Genomic DNA, 16,884 nt, shown 5'->3' with positions numbered 1-16,884 from the left:
GTCATGATCGACGAGATCGGGGTTTCGGACCTTCGCGGGGCCGAAACCCGGATCTCGCGGAGATCAGGAGGTGGAGATCCGCGCGAAGCGAGGCAACGGGTGCCCGACGATGACGGGGCCGCCGGCGGGCGGGTGGGCGCGGTCGCGTGCTTCCGAGGGCTCCTCGGTCTCCGCCTGGCTCGCTGCGTACCGGCGGACGAGGACGTGCATGCGGTAGCGCGCACACGGGCGGCGGTCGAGCAGGCTCACCGCGGCCAGCGCTTCGAGCCCGGCCGCCACCGCGGCGCGGCCCATCCCGGTGGCGGCGGCCGCTGCCGCCGCGGTGAACCCCTCGTCGGTCACGCCGGGGAGCAGGCCGAGCAGCCGCAGAAGCCGCCGGTGTTCCGGGTCGAGCGTGCGGTAGGACAGGTCGAGCGCGGCCACCATGTCGGTGGCGGCGTCGCCGTCCAGGCGCAGGGCTGCCAGAAGGTCTCCGCCGCTCAGCCGCTCGACGTGCTCGGCGATCCCGCGCTGCGGGTGCAGCACCAGCTGAGCGGCGGCCACGCGGAGCGCGAGCGCCGACCCGCCGCACAGCTGCACCAGCTCGTCGGCCGCGGCCGGTTCCGCGGCCACTCGCGGCGCGCCGAGCACGCCCGCGAGCAACGCGCGCCCGTCGGCAGCGGACAGGACGTCGAGCACGATCCGGTGCGAGCCGGGGGAGACGGCGAGCCCGGCGAGGTCGGCCCGGCTCGTGACGAGGACTCCGCACCCGGACCCGGGCAGCAGCGGCCGTACCTGCTCGGCCGACACCGCGCCGTCGAGAACGACCAGCATGCGACGGCCCGCGAGCAGCGACCGGTACGCGGCCACCAGTTCGTCCTCGTCGGACGGCAGCGCGTCGGCCGGCAGTCCGAGCGTCCGGACGAACCGTGCCAGCACGTCCGGCACGGCTCTCGGCGCAGCGGGGGAGTGGCCGCGCAGGTCGGCGAACAGCTGTCCGTCGGGGAAGCGGTCGGCCACGTCATGGGCGGCCCGTACGGCCAGCGCCGTCTTGCCGACTCCGGCCATGCCGGTGATCACGACCGGTGCGCCGCTGCGAGGCCCCGTCTGCCCGAGAGCGTCGACGATCGCGGCGAGCTCGGCCTCCCGCCCGGCGAACCCGGAGTCGGCCATGGGGAGCTGGCGCGGCGGGCGGGCGGCAGGCGGAAGCGCCACGGGCGCCGCGACGGGCGCGGGAGGGGCAGGCGCGCCGAGGACCTCACGGTGGGCGGCACGCAGGTCGGCCCCCGGGTCGATGCCGAGCTCCTCGGCCAGCAGGCTCGCGACCTCGCGGTAGGCCGCGAGCGCCTCACCCTGGCGGCCCGCACGGTGCAGCGCCCGCATGCGGTGTGCCCAGAAGCGCTCCCGCTCCGGGTACCGGCGAACGAGGGCGGCCAGTTCGCCGAGCACCTCGGCGTGTCGGCCGAGGGCCAGGTCGAGCTCGATCCGCCGGTCGAGCGCCTGCAGGTAGCGCTCGACCAACCCGGCCACCTCGTCGCGCTGCAGGGGCGGGGACGGGACATCGGACAGTGGCGGCACGTCACGCCACAGCGAGAGCGCGTCGGTCAGCAGCGCGGACTCGGCGACGTCGTCGCCTGCGGCAGCGGCCCGGGCCGCCTGCGCGCCGAGCGAGGAGAACCGGTGGAGGTCGAGACGGCACGCCGGGATCGTGATCCGGTAGCCGTCCGGCTCGGTCCGCACGGCGGAGTCCTCGGCGCCGCCCCCGAGCAGGCGCCGGATCCGCATCACGTACTTCTGGACGGTGCCGCGGGCGTCGCCGGGCGCGTCCCCGTCCCACAGCTTGTCGACCAGGTCGTCGATCGAGACGGGACGGTTCGCCTGGAGGAGCAGCGCGGCGAGGACCACCCGCAGCTTGCCCGCGCCCAACCGGAGGACGACTCCGTCGCGGACGACCTCGAGCGGTCCCAGCACCCGGAACTCGATGACCGAGTCCACACCCCGTCCCTTCGTGCCGCAGGTGGAGGCGGGGCGCCCCGTGCCGTCCGGGCACGTGGCGCCCCGCCGAGGATCAGCCGAAGCGATCGATCAGGTCGATCACCAGCAGGACGACGAACAGCGCCGACGCCCCGGTGAGCAGCACGTTGGACACCCACCCGGAACGGCCGTCGCCCACGACCCGCTTGGAGTTGAGCAGCAGCATCAGCGTGATGCCCAGGAAGGGCATGAACGCCGAGCCGAGCACCCCGTAGACCAGCGTGAGCCCGAACGGCCTGTCGAGGAAGAGCAGCGCCATCGGCGGGATGGTCAGCCAGAGCAGGTACCCGCGGAACGGGAGGCTGCGCTCGGCGACCGCGGCCTCGTACCCGGTGGCAGTGCCGGTCGGGTCCGTGGTGGCGTCCGTGGCCGTCTCGGCCTCCGCCGCCTCGAGCTCCGCCTCGGCCTTTCTGCCGTGCGGCAGGCGGATCGTGCGGGTCCAGTCGGTGAACAGCAGGCTCACGCCGTTCCAGACGCCCAGCAGCGAGGACGAGGTGACGGCGAGGAACCCGATGAGGAACATGATCCGGGCCCAGTCGCCGTAGGTCTCACCGAGCGCGGTGCCGAGGGTGAGCAGGCCCGAGTCGCTCGACGTGAGGTTCTGGCCCCGCAGCATCTCCGCGCCGACGATCAGCATCGCGATCACGAAGATGCCGGTCATGACGTAGCCGACGGTGTTGTCCAGCCGCATCATCGACAGCCAGCGAGTGCCCTTCCAGCCCTTGGCGATCATCCAGTAGCCGTATGCGGCCATCGTGATCGTGCCGCCGACCCCGCCGATCAGGCCGAGCACGTTGACCACGGAGCCCTCGGGCAGCCGCGGCACCAGCCCGCTGAACACCTCACCGAGGTTCGGGGAGACGAGCAGCGCGACCGAGACGACCGACACGAACTTGATCAGGACGAGCACGGTCATGAACTTCTCGAAGACGTGGTAGCGCTGCGCCCACACGAGAACGAGGCCGACGACACCGGCGATCATCGCCCAGTACCGCACGGGCAGCCCGCCGAACAGGGCGTTGAGTGGCAGGCCGACCGCGGACATCGCCGTGGCGCCGTAGACGAAGCCCCAGATGATGATGTAGGCGCCGAAGAAGACGGTGGCCCAGTACCCGAGCCTGCGCCACCCGTCGAGCAGGGTGGTGCCGGTCGCGAGATGCCACCGGCCCACGCCCTCGGCCAGCGCGAGCTTGAGACCCGTGCCGAGCACCGCCGCCCACAGGAGCACCATCCCGTACTCGGCGCCCGCCACCATCGTGGCGACCAGGTCGCCCGCACCCACACCGGTGGCCGCGGCGAGCAGCCCCGGCCCGACCTGCTTGACCTTCGCCTTGAATCCGACCGGTGGACCGAGCTCTCCTACCGGTGACGTCGTTGTCATCTGCTCCCCGCTCCTCGTTCTGCCAGAGGTGTCGCAGGCAAGGTAAAAGCGATCACAACGTGGAGCAGTACCTCGGATGAGATCTTTACCAACGCTTAGGAGACTGGTCGCTCAGCCGTGCAGGTCGCGGTAGGCGGCCGCGGCGCCGGGGTGCAGCGGGACGTCCCCGGTGCCGATGAGCGATCGCTGGTCCAGGTACTGGGTGCCCAGGGCCGCCGAGGGCACCAGGTCGGGTGCGGAGCCCACGAGGGTGCGCGCGACCGCGCCTGCCACATCGTCGGGCAGAGAGGCACCCGCGACGAGGAGGTTCGCGACGCCGACGGTGGGCACCCGCGTGCTCGTCCCGTACACGCCGGCGGGCACCGCGACCGGCCCGTAGACCTCCCCGTGGCGGGCGCGCAGCTGCGGCAGGAGCCCGACCAGCGGGATCAGCCGGATCGGACGGCGGGCCGCCAGCTCGTCGAGTGCGGGCGTCGGCACGCCGCCGGACCACAGCAGTGCGTCCGTCGCCCCCGAGTCCAGCGCCGTGACGGCCTCGCGCAGCGGCCGCCGGGTGACCGGAGCGGTGATCCCTGCCGCGGCGAGCAGCCGGTCGCCGAACACGGCGGCGCCGGATCCGAGCGCGCCGAGCGAGACCTGCCGCCCCGCCAGGTCGGCGACGTCCGCGATCGAGTCCTCGGCGCGCACCACGACCTGCATGTAGTTCTCGTAGACGCGCCCGATCGCCCGCAGGGCCACCACCTGGGCGAACGGCGCCTCGCCCCGCAGGGCGGCCACGGCGATGTCGCTGAGCGCGAGCCCGAGGGCAGCCGTGCCGTCCTCGACGTGGCGGGCGTTGTCGACGCTGCCCCCCGTCTCCATCACGCGCGCGGAGATCCCGGCGGCCTGCAACTGCCGGACGAGCAGCTCGCCGAACTCCACGTAGAAGCCTCCGGGCTCGCCTGCGGCCACCACGACCGGCGGCTCTCCGTCGCCGCTGCAGCCCGCGGCGACGAACGCCAGAGCCAGCGGTGCTGCGCGCAGGAGCGTCCGGCGCGAGAGGGTCACAGGCACGGCAACTCCACGGTGACGGCCAGACCTCCGCCGGGCGCGGGTGCGAGCCGCAGCGCCCCACCTCGTGCGGTCGCGAGGCGTTCCGCGATCGCGAGCCCCAGCCCCGACCCGCGGCTCCCGTTCGCCTGCGCCGAACGCCAGAAGCGCTGCGTGGCGCGGCCGAGATCCTCGGCAGGCAGCCCCGGTCCGTCGTCGCGGACCTCGAGCCGGACCCGCCGTGCTCCAGGCGTCCCGGCCGCGGTCCAGCCGACCCGGGCGGTGGCCGTGGCCCCCGCATGCTTCACGGCGTTGTCCAGCAGCACGTCGAGCAGCTGGGCCAGCTCCGACGCGGAGCACGCCACCTCGGCCGCAGGCCCGTCGGTGACGACGAGCCGCACCCCGGCGCGTTCGGCCACCGGTGCCCACAGCTCGACCTGCTCGGCCACGACCGTTCCGATGTCCGCCTGCTCGCCGCCGGCGTCGCCCGCCGCGAGGTCGGTGGCCCGGCTCTCCGCCGAGGCGAGGTCGAGCATCCCGTCGAGGAGCGACTCCAGCCGCTCCACCTCCGCGAGCGTCGAGCGGTAGGTCCGGCGGCCGTCGTCCGGGACGTGCGCGTCCAGGGCGTCGACCCGCAGCCGGAGCGCAGCGAGCGGGTTGCGCAGCTGGTGCGAGGTGTCCGCGACGAGCCGGCGTTGCTGCTCGGCACTGGTGGAGACGACGTCGGACATCCGGTTGAACGCCGTGGCCAGCTCGCGCAGCTCCGACGGGCCGCCGCGCGGCGACACGTGCGCTCCGGGGTGCCCCTCGGCGACCGCGCGCACCCCTCCCGCCAGCTCGGCGACCGGCCGGAGCACCCAGCGGGCCACCACCAGCGCCAGCGCGGCGAACGCCACGGCCGCAGCCAGCGCACCCAGCAGGATGGCCGTCCAGGCGGTGGCGATGTCGGCCGCGGCCCCGGCGGGCGAGGCCCGCAATACGACCGCACCTTCCACCTGCGTGCCGGTTCCGACCGGACGCGCGAACAGCACCGGCTCGTCGGACCCCGGCCCGAGTCGCTCCGGCCGGGCGGCCGGCTGGTTGCGCAGGGCGGCGTCGACGGCCGCGAGCACCCCGGGATCGTCGACGTCCAGACCGGCTTCGACGATCGGACGGCCGCTCCGGTCCACGACCACGACCCCTTCGCCGTAGAGCACGCTGTGCGCCCGAACCTCCTCCGCGAGCGCCGTGCCCGTGTCCTGGTCCGCCTGCTGGGCGTACGCGGCGAAGCGGTCCATGTCGGCGGTGCGGGCGAGCACGAACCGCTGCGTGCGCTCGGCCGCCGTGCTGTCGAGCAGCGGCAGCGCGAAGGCCGCGACGGTGGCTACCGAGAAGGCCGAGAGGACCAGCAGCAGGCGACGGCGCACCGGCTGTCCTCAGCCGCCGAGCCGGAAGCCGAACCCGCGGATCGTCGTCAGCAGGCCGGGGCGCCCGAGCTTGGCCCGCAGCGCCGCGAGGTGCACGTCGAGCGAGCGCGAAACCGCCAGGTAGGCGTCACCCCAGACCTCGTCGAGCAGTTGCTGACGACTGACGGCGGCTCCCGGCCTGCGGGCGAGCGCGGCGAGGATCTCGAACTCCTTCGCGGTCAGGGTGATCTCGTTCCCACCGACGGTGGTCCGCCGGGCGCCCAGGTCGATGTGCAGGTCCTCGATCTCCACGACGTCCGCCGGGGCGTCGTCGTCGGCGCGCCCCGCACGGGCCCTGCGCGCCACCGCCTCCATGCGCGCCAGCAGCTCGCGCAACCGCACCGGCTTCACCACGTAGTCGTCGGCGCCCAGCCGCAGCCCCCGCACCACGTCCCGCTCGGTGCCGCGGGCGGTGAGCACGAGCACCGGCGTGGAGGTGATGCGCCGCAGCCTGCGCAGCACGTCGAGCCCGTCGGCGTCGGGGAGGCCGAGATCGAGCAGGACGACGTCCGCGTCGTGGGCGTTGCCCCAGACCTCGGCTGCGCGGGCCGCCCGGACCGCGGTGTGCCCGTGCGCCGCCAGCGCTTCGAGCACCGCGTCGGCGACCCCGTCGTCGTCCTCGACCACAAGTACACGCACGTGATCAGCCTGCCGGACGATTACCGAGCGGAAAAGCCTGGTCGCGGCATGCGCACGGCCGGTCGTCGCACAGGGCTCGCCAAGCAACCCGGATCAACGGCACGATCCGGACCGTGAAGCTCCTCCGTACGCGCCAGCGGGTGCTCGGCTCCGTGCTGGTCGCCGTCACGCTGCCGATGCTCGTCGTTGCGGGTTGCACCACGAGCATCGCCGGTGAGCCCACGTCGCGCCCGGGCGCGTCGGGCCAGGCAGCGCCGTCCCCACAGAGCGCCTCGCCGTCGGTCGTGCCGCGGGCGTCCTCGGGGTTCTGTCGCCTGAGGGTGACGCCCGGCGGCACGTCGATCAGCAGCTCGGGCACGAGCTCGCGCTCGAGCACCGTGAACGGGCACACCACGTTCTCCTGCGGCTCGAGCCCGGTCATCGCAGTCGAGGCGGTCGAGGACGCCGGTGTCACGTTCACGGCCGACGGGGCCACGGTGACGATCGCCCCCGGCTCGAGCGCCACCGTCGGCACCGCCGTGATCGAGGTCATGCGTGCCGGGGACGGCACGGCGGAGTTCCAGGTCACACCGGGCTGACCGACGACTTCCCGGCGCGGTGCCCGCATCGTCGCGGGCTACTACTCTGGTGGGGTGAGTACGCACCACCCCGTCCCCGGCCACCCCGATCCGGCAAGCCCCTGGGTCTTCAGCACCCGTGAGCTCGGGCGGCGTCCAGGGAACATGCGCAGCTACCAGCGCACCGTCCCGGCTCCGGCGGACCCAGCCGCGCTCGGCTTGGAGACCATCGCCGTGCCGGCGGGGGAACCCATCGAGCTGGACGTCCGGCTCGAGTCGGTCACCGAAGGGGTCTACGTCTCGGGCAGCGTGCACGCGCCCCTCACGGGCGAGTGCGCCCGCTGCCTCGACGCGCTCACCGACGAGATCGACGTCGAGCTCTCGGAGCTGTTCGCTTACCCCGACAGCGTCACCGACGAGACCACCGACGAGGACGAGCTGCCGAGGGTCGTCGACGAGATGGTCGACGTCGAGCAGACCGTGCGCGACGCGGTCGTGCTCGCCCTGCCTCTCGCCCCGCTGTGCAGCCCTGACTGCCTCGGCCTCTGCCCCGACTGTGGGGAGAAGCGGGCCGACCTCGCGCCCGGCCACGGGCATGAGACACTGGATCCTCGGTGGGCCGCTCTGCGTGAGCGCCTGTCCGCAGACTGATCCCTCGAGTACTGCTAGGAGATTCACCGTGGCTGTTCCGAAGCGCCGGATGTCGCGGTCGAACACGCGCTCGCGCCGGTCGCAGTGGAAGGCCACTGCACCCACGCTCGTCGCCTGCTCGAACCGCGCCTGCCGGGCCGTCAAGCCCCCGCACGTCGCCTGCCCCACCTGTGGCACCTATGACGGCCGCCAGGTCGTCACTCCGGCCTGATCGCCGGGAGCACGGAATCGGCGACGACGCAGTGGTAGCGCGAGGCCTACAGGGGCCCGTGGAGGACCGCGGGCCCCTTCTCGCGTCCCTCGGAGTCGAGATCGCCCACGATCTACTCACTCTGGCGCTCACCCACCGGTCCTACGCGTACGAGAACGGCGGGCTGCCCACCAACGAGCGCCTGGAGTTCCTCGGCGACTCCGTGCTCAGCATCATCGTCACCGAGCGGCTCTACTGCGATCACCCGGACCTGCCCGAAGGGCAGCTGGCCAAGCTGCGCGCGAGCGTCGTCAACATGCACGCGCTCGCCGGCGTGGCGGCCACCCTCGGCGACGGCGGGCTCGGTGCGCACCTCTACCTGGGCCGCGGCGAGGAGCTGACGGGTGGGCGCACGAAGGCGAGCATCCTCGCCGACGCCACGGAGGCCCTGATCGGCGCTGTGTACCTCGAGCACGGGCTCGAGACGGCCCGTGGGCTCGTCGACCGCCTCTTCGACGGTCTGATGCGCAGCGCGCCGTTGCTCGGGGCAGGGCTGGACTGGAAGACGAGCCTTCAGGAGCTCACCGCGGCGGCCGAGCTCGGCGTCCCCGAGTACCGGATCGCCGAGGACGGCCCGGACCACCTCAAGATCTTCACGGCCACCGCGGTCGTGGCGAACCGAGAGCTCGGGTCGGGCGAAGGGCGCACGAAGAAGGAGGCCGAGCAGAAGGCGGCCGAGCTCGCGTGGCGCACTCTCACGGCCGAAGCCGCGGCGGGCAGCGAGCCCGCCGCGTCCGGCCCCGCCTGACGCCCGGCCGTGCCGGAGCTCCCGGAGGTCGAGGTCGTCCGTCGCGGCCTCGCCGACCACGTTCTCGACCGCAAGATCGCCGCGGTCACGGTCGCCCATCCCCGCGCGGTGCGTCGGCACGTGGCAGGCGGCGACGACTTCGCCGCCCGCCTCGCCGGGCGCGCAATCACCGGCGTCCGCCGCCGGGGCAAGTACCTGTGGCTCGACCTCGACGGCGGCGCGGAGGGGGACGACGCCGTGCTCGCCCACCTCGGCATGAGCGGGCAGATGCTCGTGACCGTCGAGGACCGGCCCGACGAGAAGCACCTGCGCATCCGGTTCCGCTTCGCCGACGGCGGCACGGAGCTGCGTTTCGTCGACCAGCGGACGTTCGGCGGCCTGTCGGTGCACCCGCTGGTGCCTGCGGCCGGGGGTGGCCTGCTGCCCGAACCGATCGCGCACATCGCCCGCGACCCGATGGACCCGGCATTCGACCTCGACGACGCCGTCGCGGCCATCCGGCGGCGGCGCACCGGGCTCAAGCGCGCGCTGCTGGACCAGACGGTGGTGTCGGGCATCGGCAACATCTACGCCGACGAGGCGCTCTGGCGGGCACGGCTGCACTGGGCCCGCCCCACCGAGGCGCTCACCCGCAAGCAGGGCCGTGAGGTGCTCACCGCCGCCACCGAGGTGATGGCGGCGGCGCTCGCGGCCGGTGGCACGTCGTTCGACGCGCTCTACGTGAACGTGAACGGGGCGTCCGGTTACTTCGACCGTTCGCTCGACGTCTACGGACAGGAGGACCGGGCGTGCCGCCGCTGCGGCACGCCCATCCGGCGCGACCCGTTCATGAACCGCAGCTCGTTCAGCTGCCCGCGCTGCCAGCCACGACCGCGTCATCCGCACGCCTGATCCGCCGGACCGCTCCTCAACCCGCGTCGCGCAGCATCAGATCCTCCAACGTCTCCCGGCGCAGCATCGGCACGGCCGCGCCACTGGCCACCGCGACGACCGGCGGCCGGCCGATCTGGTTGTAGGTCGAGGAGAGCGAGGAGTGGTACGCGCCGCTGCAGGGCACGGCAAGGAGATCACCCGCAGCGATGTCCTCGGGGAGCATTGCCTCCTCGGCGAGCACGTCCGACGACTCGCAGTGCCGTCCGACGACCGTGACCGGCCGGGACGGCACGCGTTCGGGCCTGCCGAAGCGCCGCACGTGGTAGCGCGCGCCGTAGAGCGCGGGCCGCGGGTTGTCGCTCATCCCGCCGTCCACGGCCACGAACGTGCGGCGCACCCCGTGCTTGACGGCCGCGACCCGGTACACCGTGACGCCCGCGCGGGCGATGAGCGCCCGGCCGGGCTCGACGGTCAGGCGGGGCATCCGCAGGCCGTGCCACTGGCAGGCCTCGGCGATCGCGGCCGGCACGGTGCGTCCGAACGCGGCGAGGTCCATCGACTCCTCCTCGGGCGCGTACGCCACCCCGTGGCCGCCGCCGATGTCCAGCTGCGGCAGCTCGATGCCGTGCTCGCGTGCGATCTCGGCGAGAAAGGCGACCATGCGCTCCGAGGCCTCCACGTACCGGCTGATCGAGCGCACCTGGGAGCCGAGATGGCAGTGCAGGCCGACCAGTTCCAGCTCGGGCCGGGCGAGCACGCCACGCACGGCCTCCGCCGCTGCACCGGTCGCGATGGAGAGCCCGAACTTCTGGTCCTCGGTGCCGGTGGTGAGCCCGGCGTGCGTGCCGGCATCGACCCCGGGGACGACCCGCAGCAGCACCTGCTGGCGGGTCGGCACGAGGGCTGCCAGCGGGGCGATCTCCTCGAGAGAGTCGATCACGATGCGGCCGACGCCCGTGGCCATGGCCGTCTTGAGGTCCTCGGTGGTCTTGACGTTGCCGTGCATCACCATCCGCGCTCCGGGAAAGCCGGCGGCCGCGGCCACGGCGACCTCGCCACCGGAGCACACGTCCATCGCCAGGCCTTCCTGGTCGACCAGCCGGGCCATGGCCCGGCAGAGGAACGCCTTCGCGGCGTAGGCGATCTCCACTCCCGGGAGCGACTCCCGGTAGGCCCGGCAGCGGGAGCGGACGTCCGTGGCGTCGATGGCCAGGACGGGCGTGCCGAACTGCGCGGCCAACTGGGCGAGGTCCACCCCGCCCACGAGCAGCTGCCCGTCACACGTCGCTCGGGCAGTCTCCGGCCACAGGCCCGGGGCCAGTCGGGATGAGAGCGACGTGCGAAGTGACGGGATGAGATCGGCGAGAGTCACCTGTTCTCCTAGATCCGGCGGTCTCCGGAGGCGACGGCGGCCGGCAGACCGCCGAGGTCTCCGTTCTCCCGCGATCGGACCGAACGGAACAGGGAGTCACCGCGGCGTTGACGGCCACCGGCCGTGTCCTGACGCCGCCATAGCGCCGAGTGGTTCGGGCCACTCGGGGGCCCTACGGGCGGTTCAGAGCCAGCCGGCCCGTTTGAAGATCGTGTAGAGGATCATCCCGCACAGCAGCATCAGCCCGATCGCGAACGGGTAGCCGTAGGTCCACGCGAGCTCGGGCATGTGGGTGAAGTTCATACCGTAGATCGAGGCGACCAGCGTGGGGGCGAAGAGGATCGCCGCCCACGACGAGATGCGCTTGACCTGCTCGTTCTGGTCGAAGCCCGCCTCGGTCAGACGGGCCATCTCCTCGTTCTGTCGTTGTGCGACGAGCGCGGCGTTGACCTGGACGATGTTGGAGAGCAGGTCGCGGAAGGACTGGACGCGCTCCATCACGCGTATGGCGTGGTCGGACACGTCACGCAGCGACCGGCGCAGCTCCAGGTCGGACTGGCTCGCCGTGGCCTTCAGCCGGTCGCGCAGCTCGACGAAGACCTCCCGCAACGGCTCGACCGCGCGCTGGAACTCGATCACCTCGCGGCTCAGCTGGTAGATCCGCTTCGAGACCCCGGGGTCACCGCCGAAGACCTGCACCTCGATGCCGTCGATGTCGTCCTGCAAGCCGTCGAGCACCGGGAAGTAGTCGTCGACGACCTTGTCCAGCACCGCGTAGAGCACGGCGTACGGGCCGTTGTCGAGGAGCTCCGGGTCGCCCTCCAGCCGCTTGCGGACCGCGGCGAGGTCGGGCTCCTCGGCGTGCCGGACGGTGATCACGAAGTCGGGACCGATGAACAGGTGCACCTCGCCGATCTCCACGACCTCGACGGGGTCGACGTACCGGGCGGGGCGCAGCACCACGAACACGACATCGCCGTAGAGGTCCAGCTTCGGCCGCTGGTGGGCGGTGATGGTGTCCTCGACGGCGAGGGGGTGCAGGCCGAACTCCTCGGCGACCGCCTCGATCTCCTGCTTGCTCGGCCGCAGGAGCCCGATCCAGCAGAAGCTGCGCCCCTGATCGGGGCACTGGCGGAGTTCCTCGAAGGTGTGGTCGAGCGACGTCGGATCGACGGCCCGCCGGCCGTCGATGTAGATGGCGTTGTCGACGACCGACATCCGTACTCCCGTCAGGTGCGGCTACCCGGTCATGCTCCGGATGCGCGGCCGTGCCTCCGGAGGCACATCCGCAGGGTAGTCGCGTCGACTTTCCGTCGTCCGTATGTGCTGCACGACGGCGGCGGCCGCTCGTGCGGTAAGGGCTGCTCCCACGACGATGCCGAGCGCGATGAGGTCGCCCCGGCCGCCTTCGAGGGTGCCGAAGCGGTGGAGGACGAATCCGTCGTAGCAGGCCCAGCTGAGGCTCGCGGTGACGACGGCACCGACCGTGGTGGTCATCGCCGCGAGGGTGACGGCCGCCGCGGCGGCGAACACGAGCCCCATCGTGTGGTCGCCGGCGAACGCCCACGCGGCGATGGCGGCGACGGCCCCGGCGGGGAGACCCAGAACGCCACCGACCGGGCCGGACATCAGGGGCTGCGCGGGAGCGGTGTCGCCTGTGGTGGGCCGGGGTGCGAGCACGCCTTCGACGATCCAGCGCGGCATCCGGCGCTGAAGAATCGTTGACGCCCTCCTGACGTGGCCGAGGCGAGCTCTGACGCACCTGTCATGCGGTTGTCGTACTACTGCGCGGTGCGTAGTACTGTGCCGTGCGCAAGCCGGCCCGCACGACCGGCCGGGCGCGTCGACCAGGGGAGGGGGAGGTGTGGACACGAGCCAACTGCTCAAGGGGGTGCTCGACCTCGCCGTGCTCGCGGTGCTGGACCGCGCGGACGGCTACGGCTACGAGGTGGTGCGCGGGCTGCGCGCGGCCGGACTGCAGGAGGTGGGCGACGCCTCCGTCTACGGAACGCTGCGCCGGCTCTACAACGCGGGGCTGCTCACCTCGTACGTCGTGCCGAGCGAGGAGGGGCCGCACCGCAAGTACTACAGCGTGAACGGGCCGGGCCGGGACCGGCTCCGGGAGCTGGTGAAGACCTGGCGGTCGTTCGCCGAGACGATGGAAGGACTGGTGGGGGCAGCGTGAGCGAGCTCGAGAGCTCACCGTTCAGGTCGGCACCGGCGCGAACGCAGCCGACGAGCGTGAGCGAGGAGGTCGCGTGACCGGCGGCAACGATGACGTCAAGCACAGCGAAACAGCGAGCGTGCCCAACGTTCGGGTACTGGCCGGGCCGGTGGAGGAGTACCTGGCCGGTATCCGGTCCGCGCTGGCGGACCTGCCGGCACCGGAGCTCGCCGACATCCTCGACGACGCCCGCGCGCACCTCGCCGACCTGACCGCCGAGTTGGGGAGCGAGGCGAGCCTTGCCGCGCTGGTGGATCGGCTCGGCACCCCGGCGGCCTACGCGGGCGAGCTGCGGGCCGCCGCCGGATACCCGCCGGCGTCCGGAGCGCCGCCGGAGCGGTCGAGGTCTGGTGCGGCACGGCTCGCGATCGCCGGGCTCGTCGCATCCACCGTGCTGATCATGCTCGGGGTCGCGGGGAGCGCCCCCGAGGTCGTCCTGTTCGGGATGCTCCTCGCCCTCGCCGGGCTCCCGCTCGTCACCAGGGACGGCCCGGAGCTGCCCTCGCTGACCGCTCTTCCGGCGGTGCGCCGGCTGGCCGCCGCCATGCCGGCCCCCGGAACGGCTGCCCGGTCCGTCACGGACTTCCTGGCGGCCCTGCAGCCCGCGTGGTGGGTCGCCAGGGGAGTGGTCGCCGCGGTGCTGGTGGACGAGATCATGGTGGGTGCGGAGCTCGCACTGGTGGTTCTGCTGTCGCTGGTGACCGTGCCGCTGTCGATCTGGCTGGGGCACCGCACCCGTCGTGACCGGCGCTGGCTCTGCGCGGTGGTCCCGCTGAACGGTCTCGCGGCCGCGCTGCTCCTGCTGCTGCTGGCCAGCTCCGCTCTGTTCGGCTCCTCGTCGTCGTCGAGCGGCTCGGTGCAGAGATACCAGCAACCGGGCCTGTGGCAGGACATGGACCGGCAGATCCTCGACATCCGGCCCGTCGACGCCGCGGGCAACCCGCTCACCGGCGTCTACCTGTTCGACCAGAACGGGCGCCCGATCGACACGACCACCAGTTCCTCGTGCGAGGACGAGCACCGGTTCTCGGCGCCCGGGGCGAGCGCGGCCCGCCCGTACCCGCGTGGAACCGTGGACTACGACCCCCGTACCGGCGATTGCGTGACCATCCCGCCCGGCCCACTTGTGGTGGCGGTGCCCTCCGAGACGCCGTCGGCCACCGGCCAGGTGACGGTGCCGCCGCCCACCACACCGCCGGCCCCGCCGACCCCGCCGACCCCACCGACGGCGCCCCCCACCCCCACAGGCTGAACCCTCACGGCGCACACCTCGTGGCCGCCGCACACAGGGCATGACGTGTGCGCGGTGGCCACCAGGTGTGTGCGGTCAGCTCCGGCCGGTCGCCGCAGCTAGCGGCCGGTTGTGCCCGGGCCGTGCCGGTATGCGTCGGGGGCGCCGGCACGGCCCACTCTTCCCGCGCGCGTGAGCGCCACCACCAGCGCGTCAGGAACGCGTCAACGTCGCAGGCCAAAGGCGTCAACGCGGCGTTCGCGGTCCGCTATGCCCAGCGGACTCCGACGATGCTCGCGCACCGGTCCGTCGGCTCGGCGGACCGGTGTGTCCTGGTGGAGGAGAAACGATGGCCGACCTGGCCTACGTGGTGCTGGTGATCGCAGGTTTCGCGGTCCTCGCCCTTATCGCGAGGGGGCTCGAGTCCCTGTGAACGCCGCCGCATACATCGTCGGCGGGCTCATCGCGCTGGGCCTGCTCATCTATCTGTTCGTGGCCCTCCTGCGTCCGGAGCGCTTCTGATGCGCACTGACGAGAACCCCCGGGCGGGGGTGAATTCATGAGCGACACTCTCGCCGGCATCCTCACGGTCGTCGCGCTGCTCGTGGTCCTCGCGATCGTGTACAAGCCGCTCGGCGACTACATGGCGCGGATCTTCACGAGCGACAAGCACTCCGGCGTCGAGCTGGCCCTGTATCGGATACTCCGGGTGGACCCGAACGCCGAGCAGCGATGGAGCACCTACGCGGCAGGCGGGCTGGGCTTCTCCTTCGTCGGCGTGATCCTGCTGTACCTGCTGCAGCGGCTCCAGACATTCCTCCCGATGGCGTTCGGGCACGATCCGGTGCCGGCCGCGGTCGCGTTCAACACCGCGATCTCGTTCGTCACCAACACGAACTGGCAGTCCTACGTCCCGGAGACCACGCTCGGCAACACCGTGCAGATGGCCGGCCTGACCGTGCAGAACGTGGTGTCCGCAGCGGTCGGCATCGTGGTCGCAATTGCGCTGATCCGCGGGTTCGTCCGCTACAACACCGACCGGCTGGGCAACTTCTGGGTCGACCTGACCCGCTGCGTCATCCGGCTGATGCTGCCGATCTCCTTCGTCTTCGCGATCATCCTGATCGCCACGGGCGTGGTGATGTCGTTCAAGTCCGGTGTCGACGTCACCGCCGTCGACGGCACACAGCACACGCTCGCGCTGGCGCCCGCGGCGTCGCAGGAGTCGATCAAGGAGCTGGGCACGAACGGCGGCGGCATCTTCAACGCCAACTCCGCCCACCCGTTCGAGAACCCCAACGGGTTGAGCAACTTCGTCGAGATCTTCCTCGAGCTCGTGATCCCGGTGGCCCTCACCCGCACGTTCGGGACCATGGTCCGCAACACCCGGCAGGGCACGGTGCTCGTCGCCGTCATGGGCGCGGTCTGGCTCGTCTTCATCGCACTCGCCTGGGCGTCCGAGGCACACCCCAACGGGCCGGCTGCGCAGGCCGCCGGGGCGGCCTTGGAGGGCAAGGAGGTCCGGTTCGGGATACCGAGCTCGATCATCTTCGGGATATCGACGACCGGCACGTCGACCGGTGCGGTCAACTCGTGGCACGACAGCTTCACCGGCGGTGCCGGCGGGTTGACGATCCTCAACATGCTGCTCGGTGAGGTGGCGCCCGGTGGTACCGGCACCGGCCTCTACAGCATCCTCATCATCGCGATCATCGCGGTGTTCCTGGCAGGCCTGATGGTCGGGCGCACACCGGAGTACCTGGGCAAGAAGATCGGCCGGGTGCAGGTGACGGCGGCGTCGATCTCGCTGCTCACGATGCCGGCGCTCGTCCTGATCGGGGCCGGCCTGGCCATCGCCCTCCCGAGCACGCTCGGTGCCTTGGGCAACGACGGCGCGCACGGCTTCTCCGAGGTGCTCTACGCCTACGCATCGGCATCGAACAACAACGGGAGCGCGTTCGGCGGCCTCACGGTCACGAGCGACTTCTTCCAGGTCACGCTCGGCCTGGCGATGCTCTTCGGCCGGTTCGTGCCGATCCTCGCCGTGCTCGTGCTCGCCAGCTCGCTCGCGAAGCAGAAGCGGGTGGAGGCCGGCACAGGCACGTTGCCCACTGACGGAACGCTGTTCGCGGTGATGGTCGGCGGCACCTTGATCCTCGTAGCGGCCCTCACCTTCTTCCCGGCCCTTGCTCTCGGGCCCATCGCGGAGGCTCTTTCATGACCCTCGGACTTCAGGAGAAAAAGGCTCCCGCAGCGGCGTCGCACGCGCCGCAGGCCGTCAAGGCGGGAGCGTTCAGCCCCCAGCAACTGTGGGAGTCGTTGCCGGAGGCGTTCCGCAAGCTCGACCCGCGCACGCAGTTGCGCAACCCGGTCATGTTCGTCGTCTGGGTCGGATCCGTTGTCGTGACGGTGATGGCGATCATTCAGCCGTCGGTGTTCGCGTGGTGGATCGCGGTGTGGTTGTGGTTCAC

Annotated in this window: 17 protein-coding genes and 1 pseudogene; 10 read left to right on the top strand and 8 right to left on the bottom strand. The window is 72.2% G+C overall.

Annotation, left to right across the window (positions count from 1 at the left end; all coding sequences use genetic code 11):
* Positions 1 to 63: 63 nt before the first annotated feature.
* From MMF94_RS32805 to MMF94_RS32785, 5 genes are all read right to left on the bottom strand, one after another.
* A complete protein-coding gene (locus MMF94_RS32805; RefSeq protein WP_241041318.1) occupies positions 64 to 1,974 on the bottom strand; it encodes an AfsR/SARP family transcriptional regulator in 1,911 nt (636 codons plus the stop codon).
* A 73-nt stretch (positions 1,975 to 2,047) separates the two neighbouring features.
* Positions 2,048 to 3,394 carry an Nramp family divalent metal transporter gene (locus MMF94_RS32800; protein ID WP_241041317.1) on the bottom strand — a complete coding sequence of 449 codons (1,347 nt, stop codon included), beginning with the start codon at positions 3,392 to 3,394 and terminating at the stop codon, positions 2,048 to 2,050.
* A 111-nt stretch (positions 3,395 to 3,505) separates the two neighbouring features.
* Complete coding sequence (locus tag MMF94_RS32795; RefSeq protein WP_379660414.1) at positions 3,506 to 4,441, bottom strand: TAXI family TRAP transporter solute-binding subunit; 936 nt, start codon at positions 4,439 to 4,441, stop codon at positions 3,506 to 3,508.
* On the bottom strand, positions 4,438 to 5,829 hold the full coding sequence (locus MMF94_RS32790; protein WP_241041315.1) for a sensor histidine kinase: 1,392 nt from the start codon (positions 5,827 to 5,829) through the stop codon (positions 4,438 to 4,440). Before MMF94_RS32790 ends, MMF94_RS32795 begins: the two co-directional genes overlap by 4 nt.
* Positions 5,830 to 5,838: 9 nt before the next feature.
* A complete protein-coding gene (locus tag MMF94_RS32785; RefSeq protein ID WP_241041314.1) occupies positions 5,839 to 6,507 on the bottom strand; it encodes a response regulator transcription factor in 669 nt (222 codons plus the stop codon).
* A gap of 113 nt (positions 6,508 to 6,620) precedes the next feature.
* Here MMF94_RS32785 and MMF94_RS32780 point away from each other — a divergent pair, with 113 nt between their 5' ends.
* Genes MMF94_RS32780 through mutM form a run of 5 tightly spaced genes read left to right on the top strand, consistent with a single transcriptional unit; the run spans position 6,621 to position 9,604 of the window.
* Positions 6,621 to 7,085 (top strand): hypothetical protein, encoded by a 465-nt coding sequence (locus tag MMF94_RS32780; RefSeq protein ID WP_241041313.1) that lies wholly within the window; start codon positions 6,621 to 6,623, stop codon positions 7,083 to 7,085.
* A gap of 54 nt (positions 7,086 to 7,139) precedes the next feature.
* The gene (locus tag MMF94_RS32775) at positions 7,140 to 7,715 is read left to right on the top strand and encodes a YceD family protein (protein WP_379660409.1); all 576 of its coding nucleotides are present in this window, start codon (positions 7,140 to 7,142) and stop codon (positions 7,713 to 7,715) included.
* A 28-nt stretch (positions 7,716 to 7,743) separates the two neighbouring features.
* Entirely contained in the window at positions 7,744 to 7,926 is a 183-nt protein-coding gene (gene rpmF / locus MMF94_RS32770; protein ID WP_241041312.1) for a 50S ribosomal protein L32, read from the top strand.
* 58 nt (positions 7,927 to 7,984) lie between these two features.
* Complete coding sequence (gene rnc / locus MMF94_RS32765; RefSeq protein ID WP_241041311.1) at positions 7,985 to 8,713, top strand: ribonuclease III; 729 nt, start codon at positions 7,985 to 7,987, stop codon at positions 8,711 to 8,713.
* Positions 8,714 to 8,722: 9 nt separating this feature from the next.
* Positions 8,723 to 9,604: a bifunctional DNA-formamidopyrimidine glycosylase/DNA-(apurinic or apyrimidinic site) lyase gene (gene mutM, locus MMF94_RS32760; RefSeq protein ID WP_241041310.1), complete on the top strand. Its 882-nt coding sequence runs from the start codon at positions 8,723 to 8,725 to the stop codon at positions 9,602 to 9,604.
* 16 nt (positions 9,605 to 9,620) lie between these two features.
* Here the strand turns inward: mutM and lysA are convergent, their stop codons facing one another.
* From lysA to MMF94_RS32745, 3 genes are all read right to left on the bottom strand, one after another.
* A complete protein-coding gene (gene lysA, locus MMF94_RS32755; RefSeq protein WP_241041309.1) occupies positions 9,621 to 10,958 on the bottom strand; it encodes a diaminopimelate decarboxylase in 1,338 nt (445 codons plus the stop codon).
* A gap of 183 nt (positions 10,959 to 11,141) precedes the next feature.
* Positions 11,142 to 12,176, bottom strand: a complete 1,035-nt coding sequence (gene corA, locus MMF94_RS32750; protein WP_241041308.1) for a magnesium/cobalt transporter CorA — start codon at positions 12,174 to 12,176, stop codon at positions 11,142 to 11,144.
* A gap of 21 nt (positions 12,177 to 12,197) precedes the next feature.
* The gene (locus MMF94_RS32745; protein ID WP_241041307.1) at positions 12,198 to 12,638 is read right to left on the bottom strand and encodes a hypothetical protein; all 441 of its coding nucleotides are present in this window, start codon (positions 12,636 to 12,638) and stop codon (positions 12,198 to 12,200) included.
* Positions 12,639 to 12,822: 184 nt separating this feature from the next.
* Between MMF94_RS32745 and MMF94_RS32740 the strand changes: the two genes are divergently transcribed.
* The 5 genes and pseudogenes from MMF94_RS32740 to MMF94_RS32720 form a co-directional block, all read left to right on the top strand.
* The gene (locus tag MMF94_RS32740) at positions 12,823 to 13,143 is read left to right on the top strand and encodes a PadR family transcriptional regulator (protein WP_241041306.1); all 321 of its coding nucleotides are present in this window, start codon (positions 12,823 to 12,825) and stop codon (positions 13,141 to 13,143) included.
* Between the two features lie 73 nt (positions 13,144 to 13,216).
* Positions 13,217 to 14,434 carry a DUF1700 domain-containing protein gene (locus tag MMF94_RS32735; RefSeq protein ID WP_241041305.1) on the top strand — a complete coding sequence of 406 codons (1,218 nt, stop codon included), beginning with the start codon at positions 13,217 to 13,219 and terminating at the stop codon, positions 14,432 to 14,434.
* Between the two features lie 408 nt (positions 14,435 to 14,842).
* Positions 14,843 to 14,935, top strand: coding sequence for a K(+)-transporting ATPase subunit F (gene kdpF, locus MMF94_RS32730; protein WP_241041304.1), 93 nt, complete (start codon positions 14,843 to 14,845; stop codon positions 14,933 to 14,935).
* A gap of 37 nt (positions 14,936 to 14,972) precedes the next feature.
* Entirely contained in the window at positions 14,973 to 16,634 is a 1,662-nt protein-coding gene (gene kdpA, locus MMF94_RS32725; protein ID WP_241041303.1) for a potassium-transporting ATPase subunit KdpA, read from the top strand.
* Positions 16,631 to 16,884, top strand: a pseudogene (locus MMF94_RS32720) (potassium-transporting ATPase subunit B); the annotation flags it as partial. The gene kdpA and the pseudogene MMF94_RS32720, both read left to right, overlap by 4 nt.

The organism is Pseudonocardia alaniniphila, assembly GCF_022524485.1.
Classification (GTDB): domain Bacteria; phylum Actinomycetota; class Actinomycetes; order Mycobacteriales; family Pseudonocardiaceae; genus Pseudonocardia; species Pseudonocardia alaniniphila.
The sequence above is the reverse complement of the archived record's forward strand: the minus strand, read 5'-3'. Positions and strand labels throughout refer to the sequence as shown.

What these genes read in the sequence shown, in the direction of transcription:
- MMF94_RS32800 (WP_241041317.1), bottom strand. Translation starts at nt 3,394, where the DNA reads ATGACAACGACGTCACCGGTAGGAGAGCTCGGTCCACCGGTCGGATTC.
- corA (WP_241041308.1), bottom strand. Translation starts at nt 12,176, where the DNA reads ATGTCGGTCGTCGACAACGCCATCTACATCGACGGCCGGCGGGCCGTC.
- kdpA (WP_241041303.1), top strand. Translation starts at nt 14,973, where the DNA reads ATGAGCGACACTCTCGCCGGCATCCTCACGGTCGTCGCGCTGCTCGTG.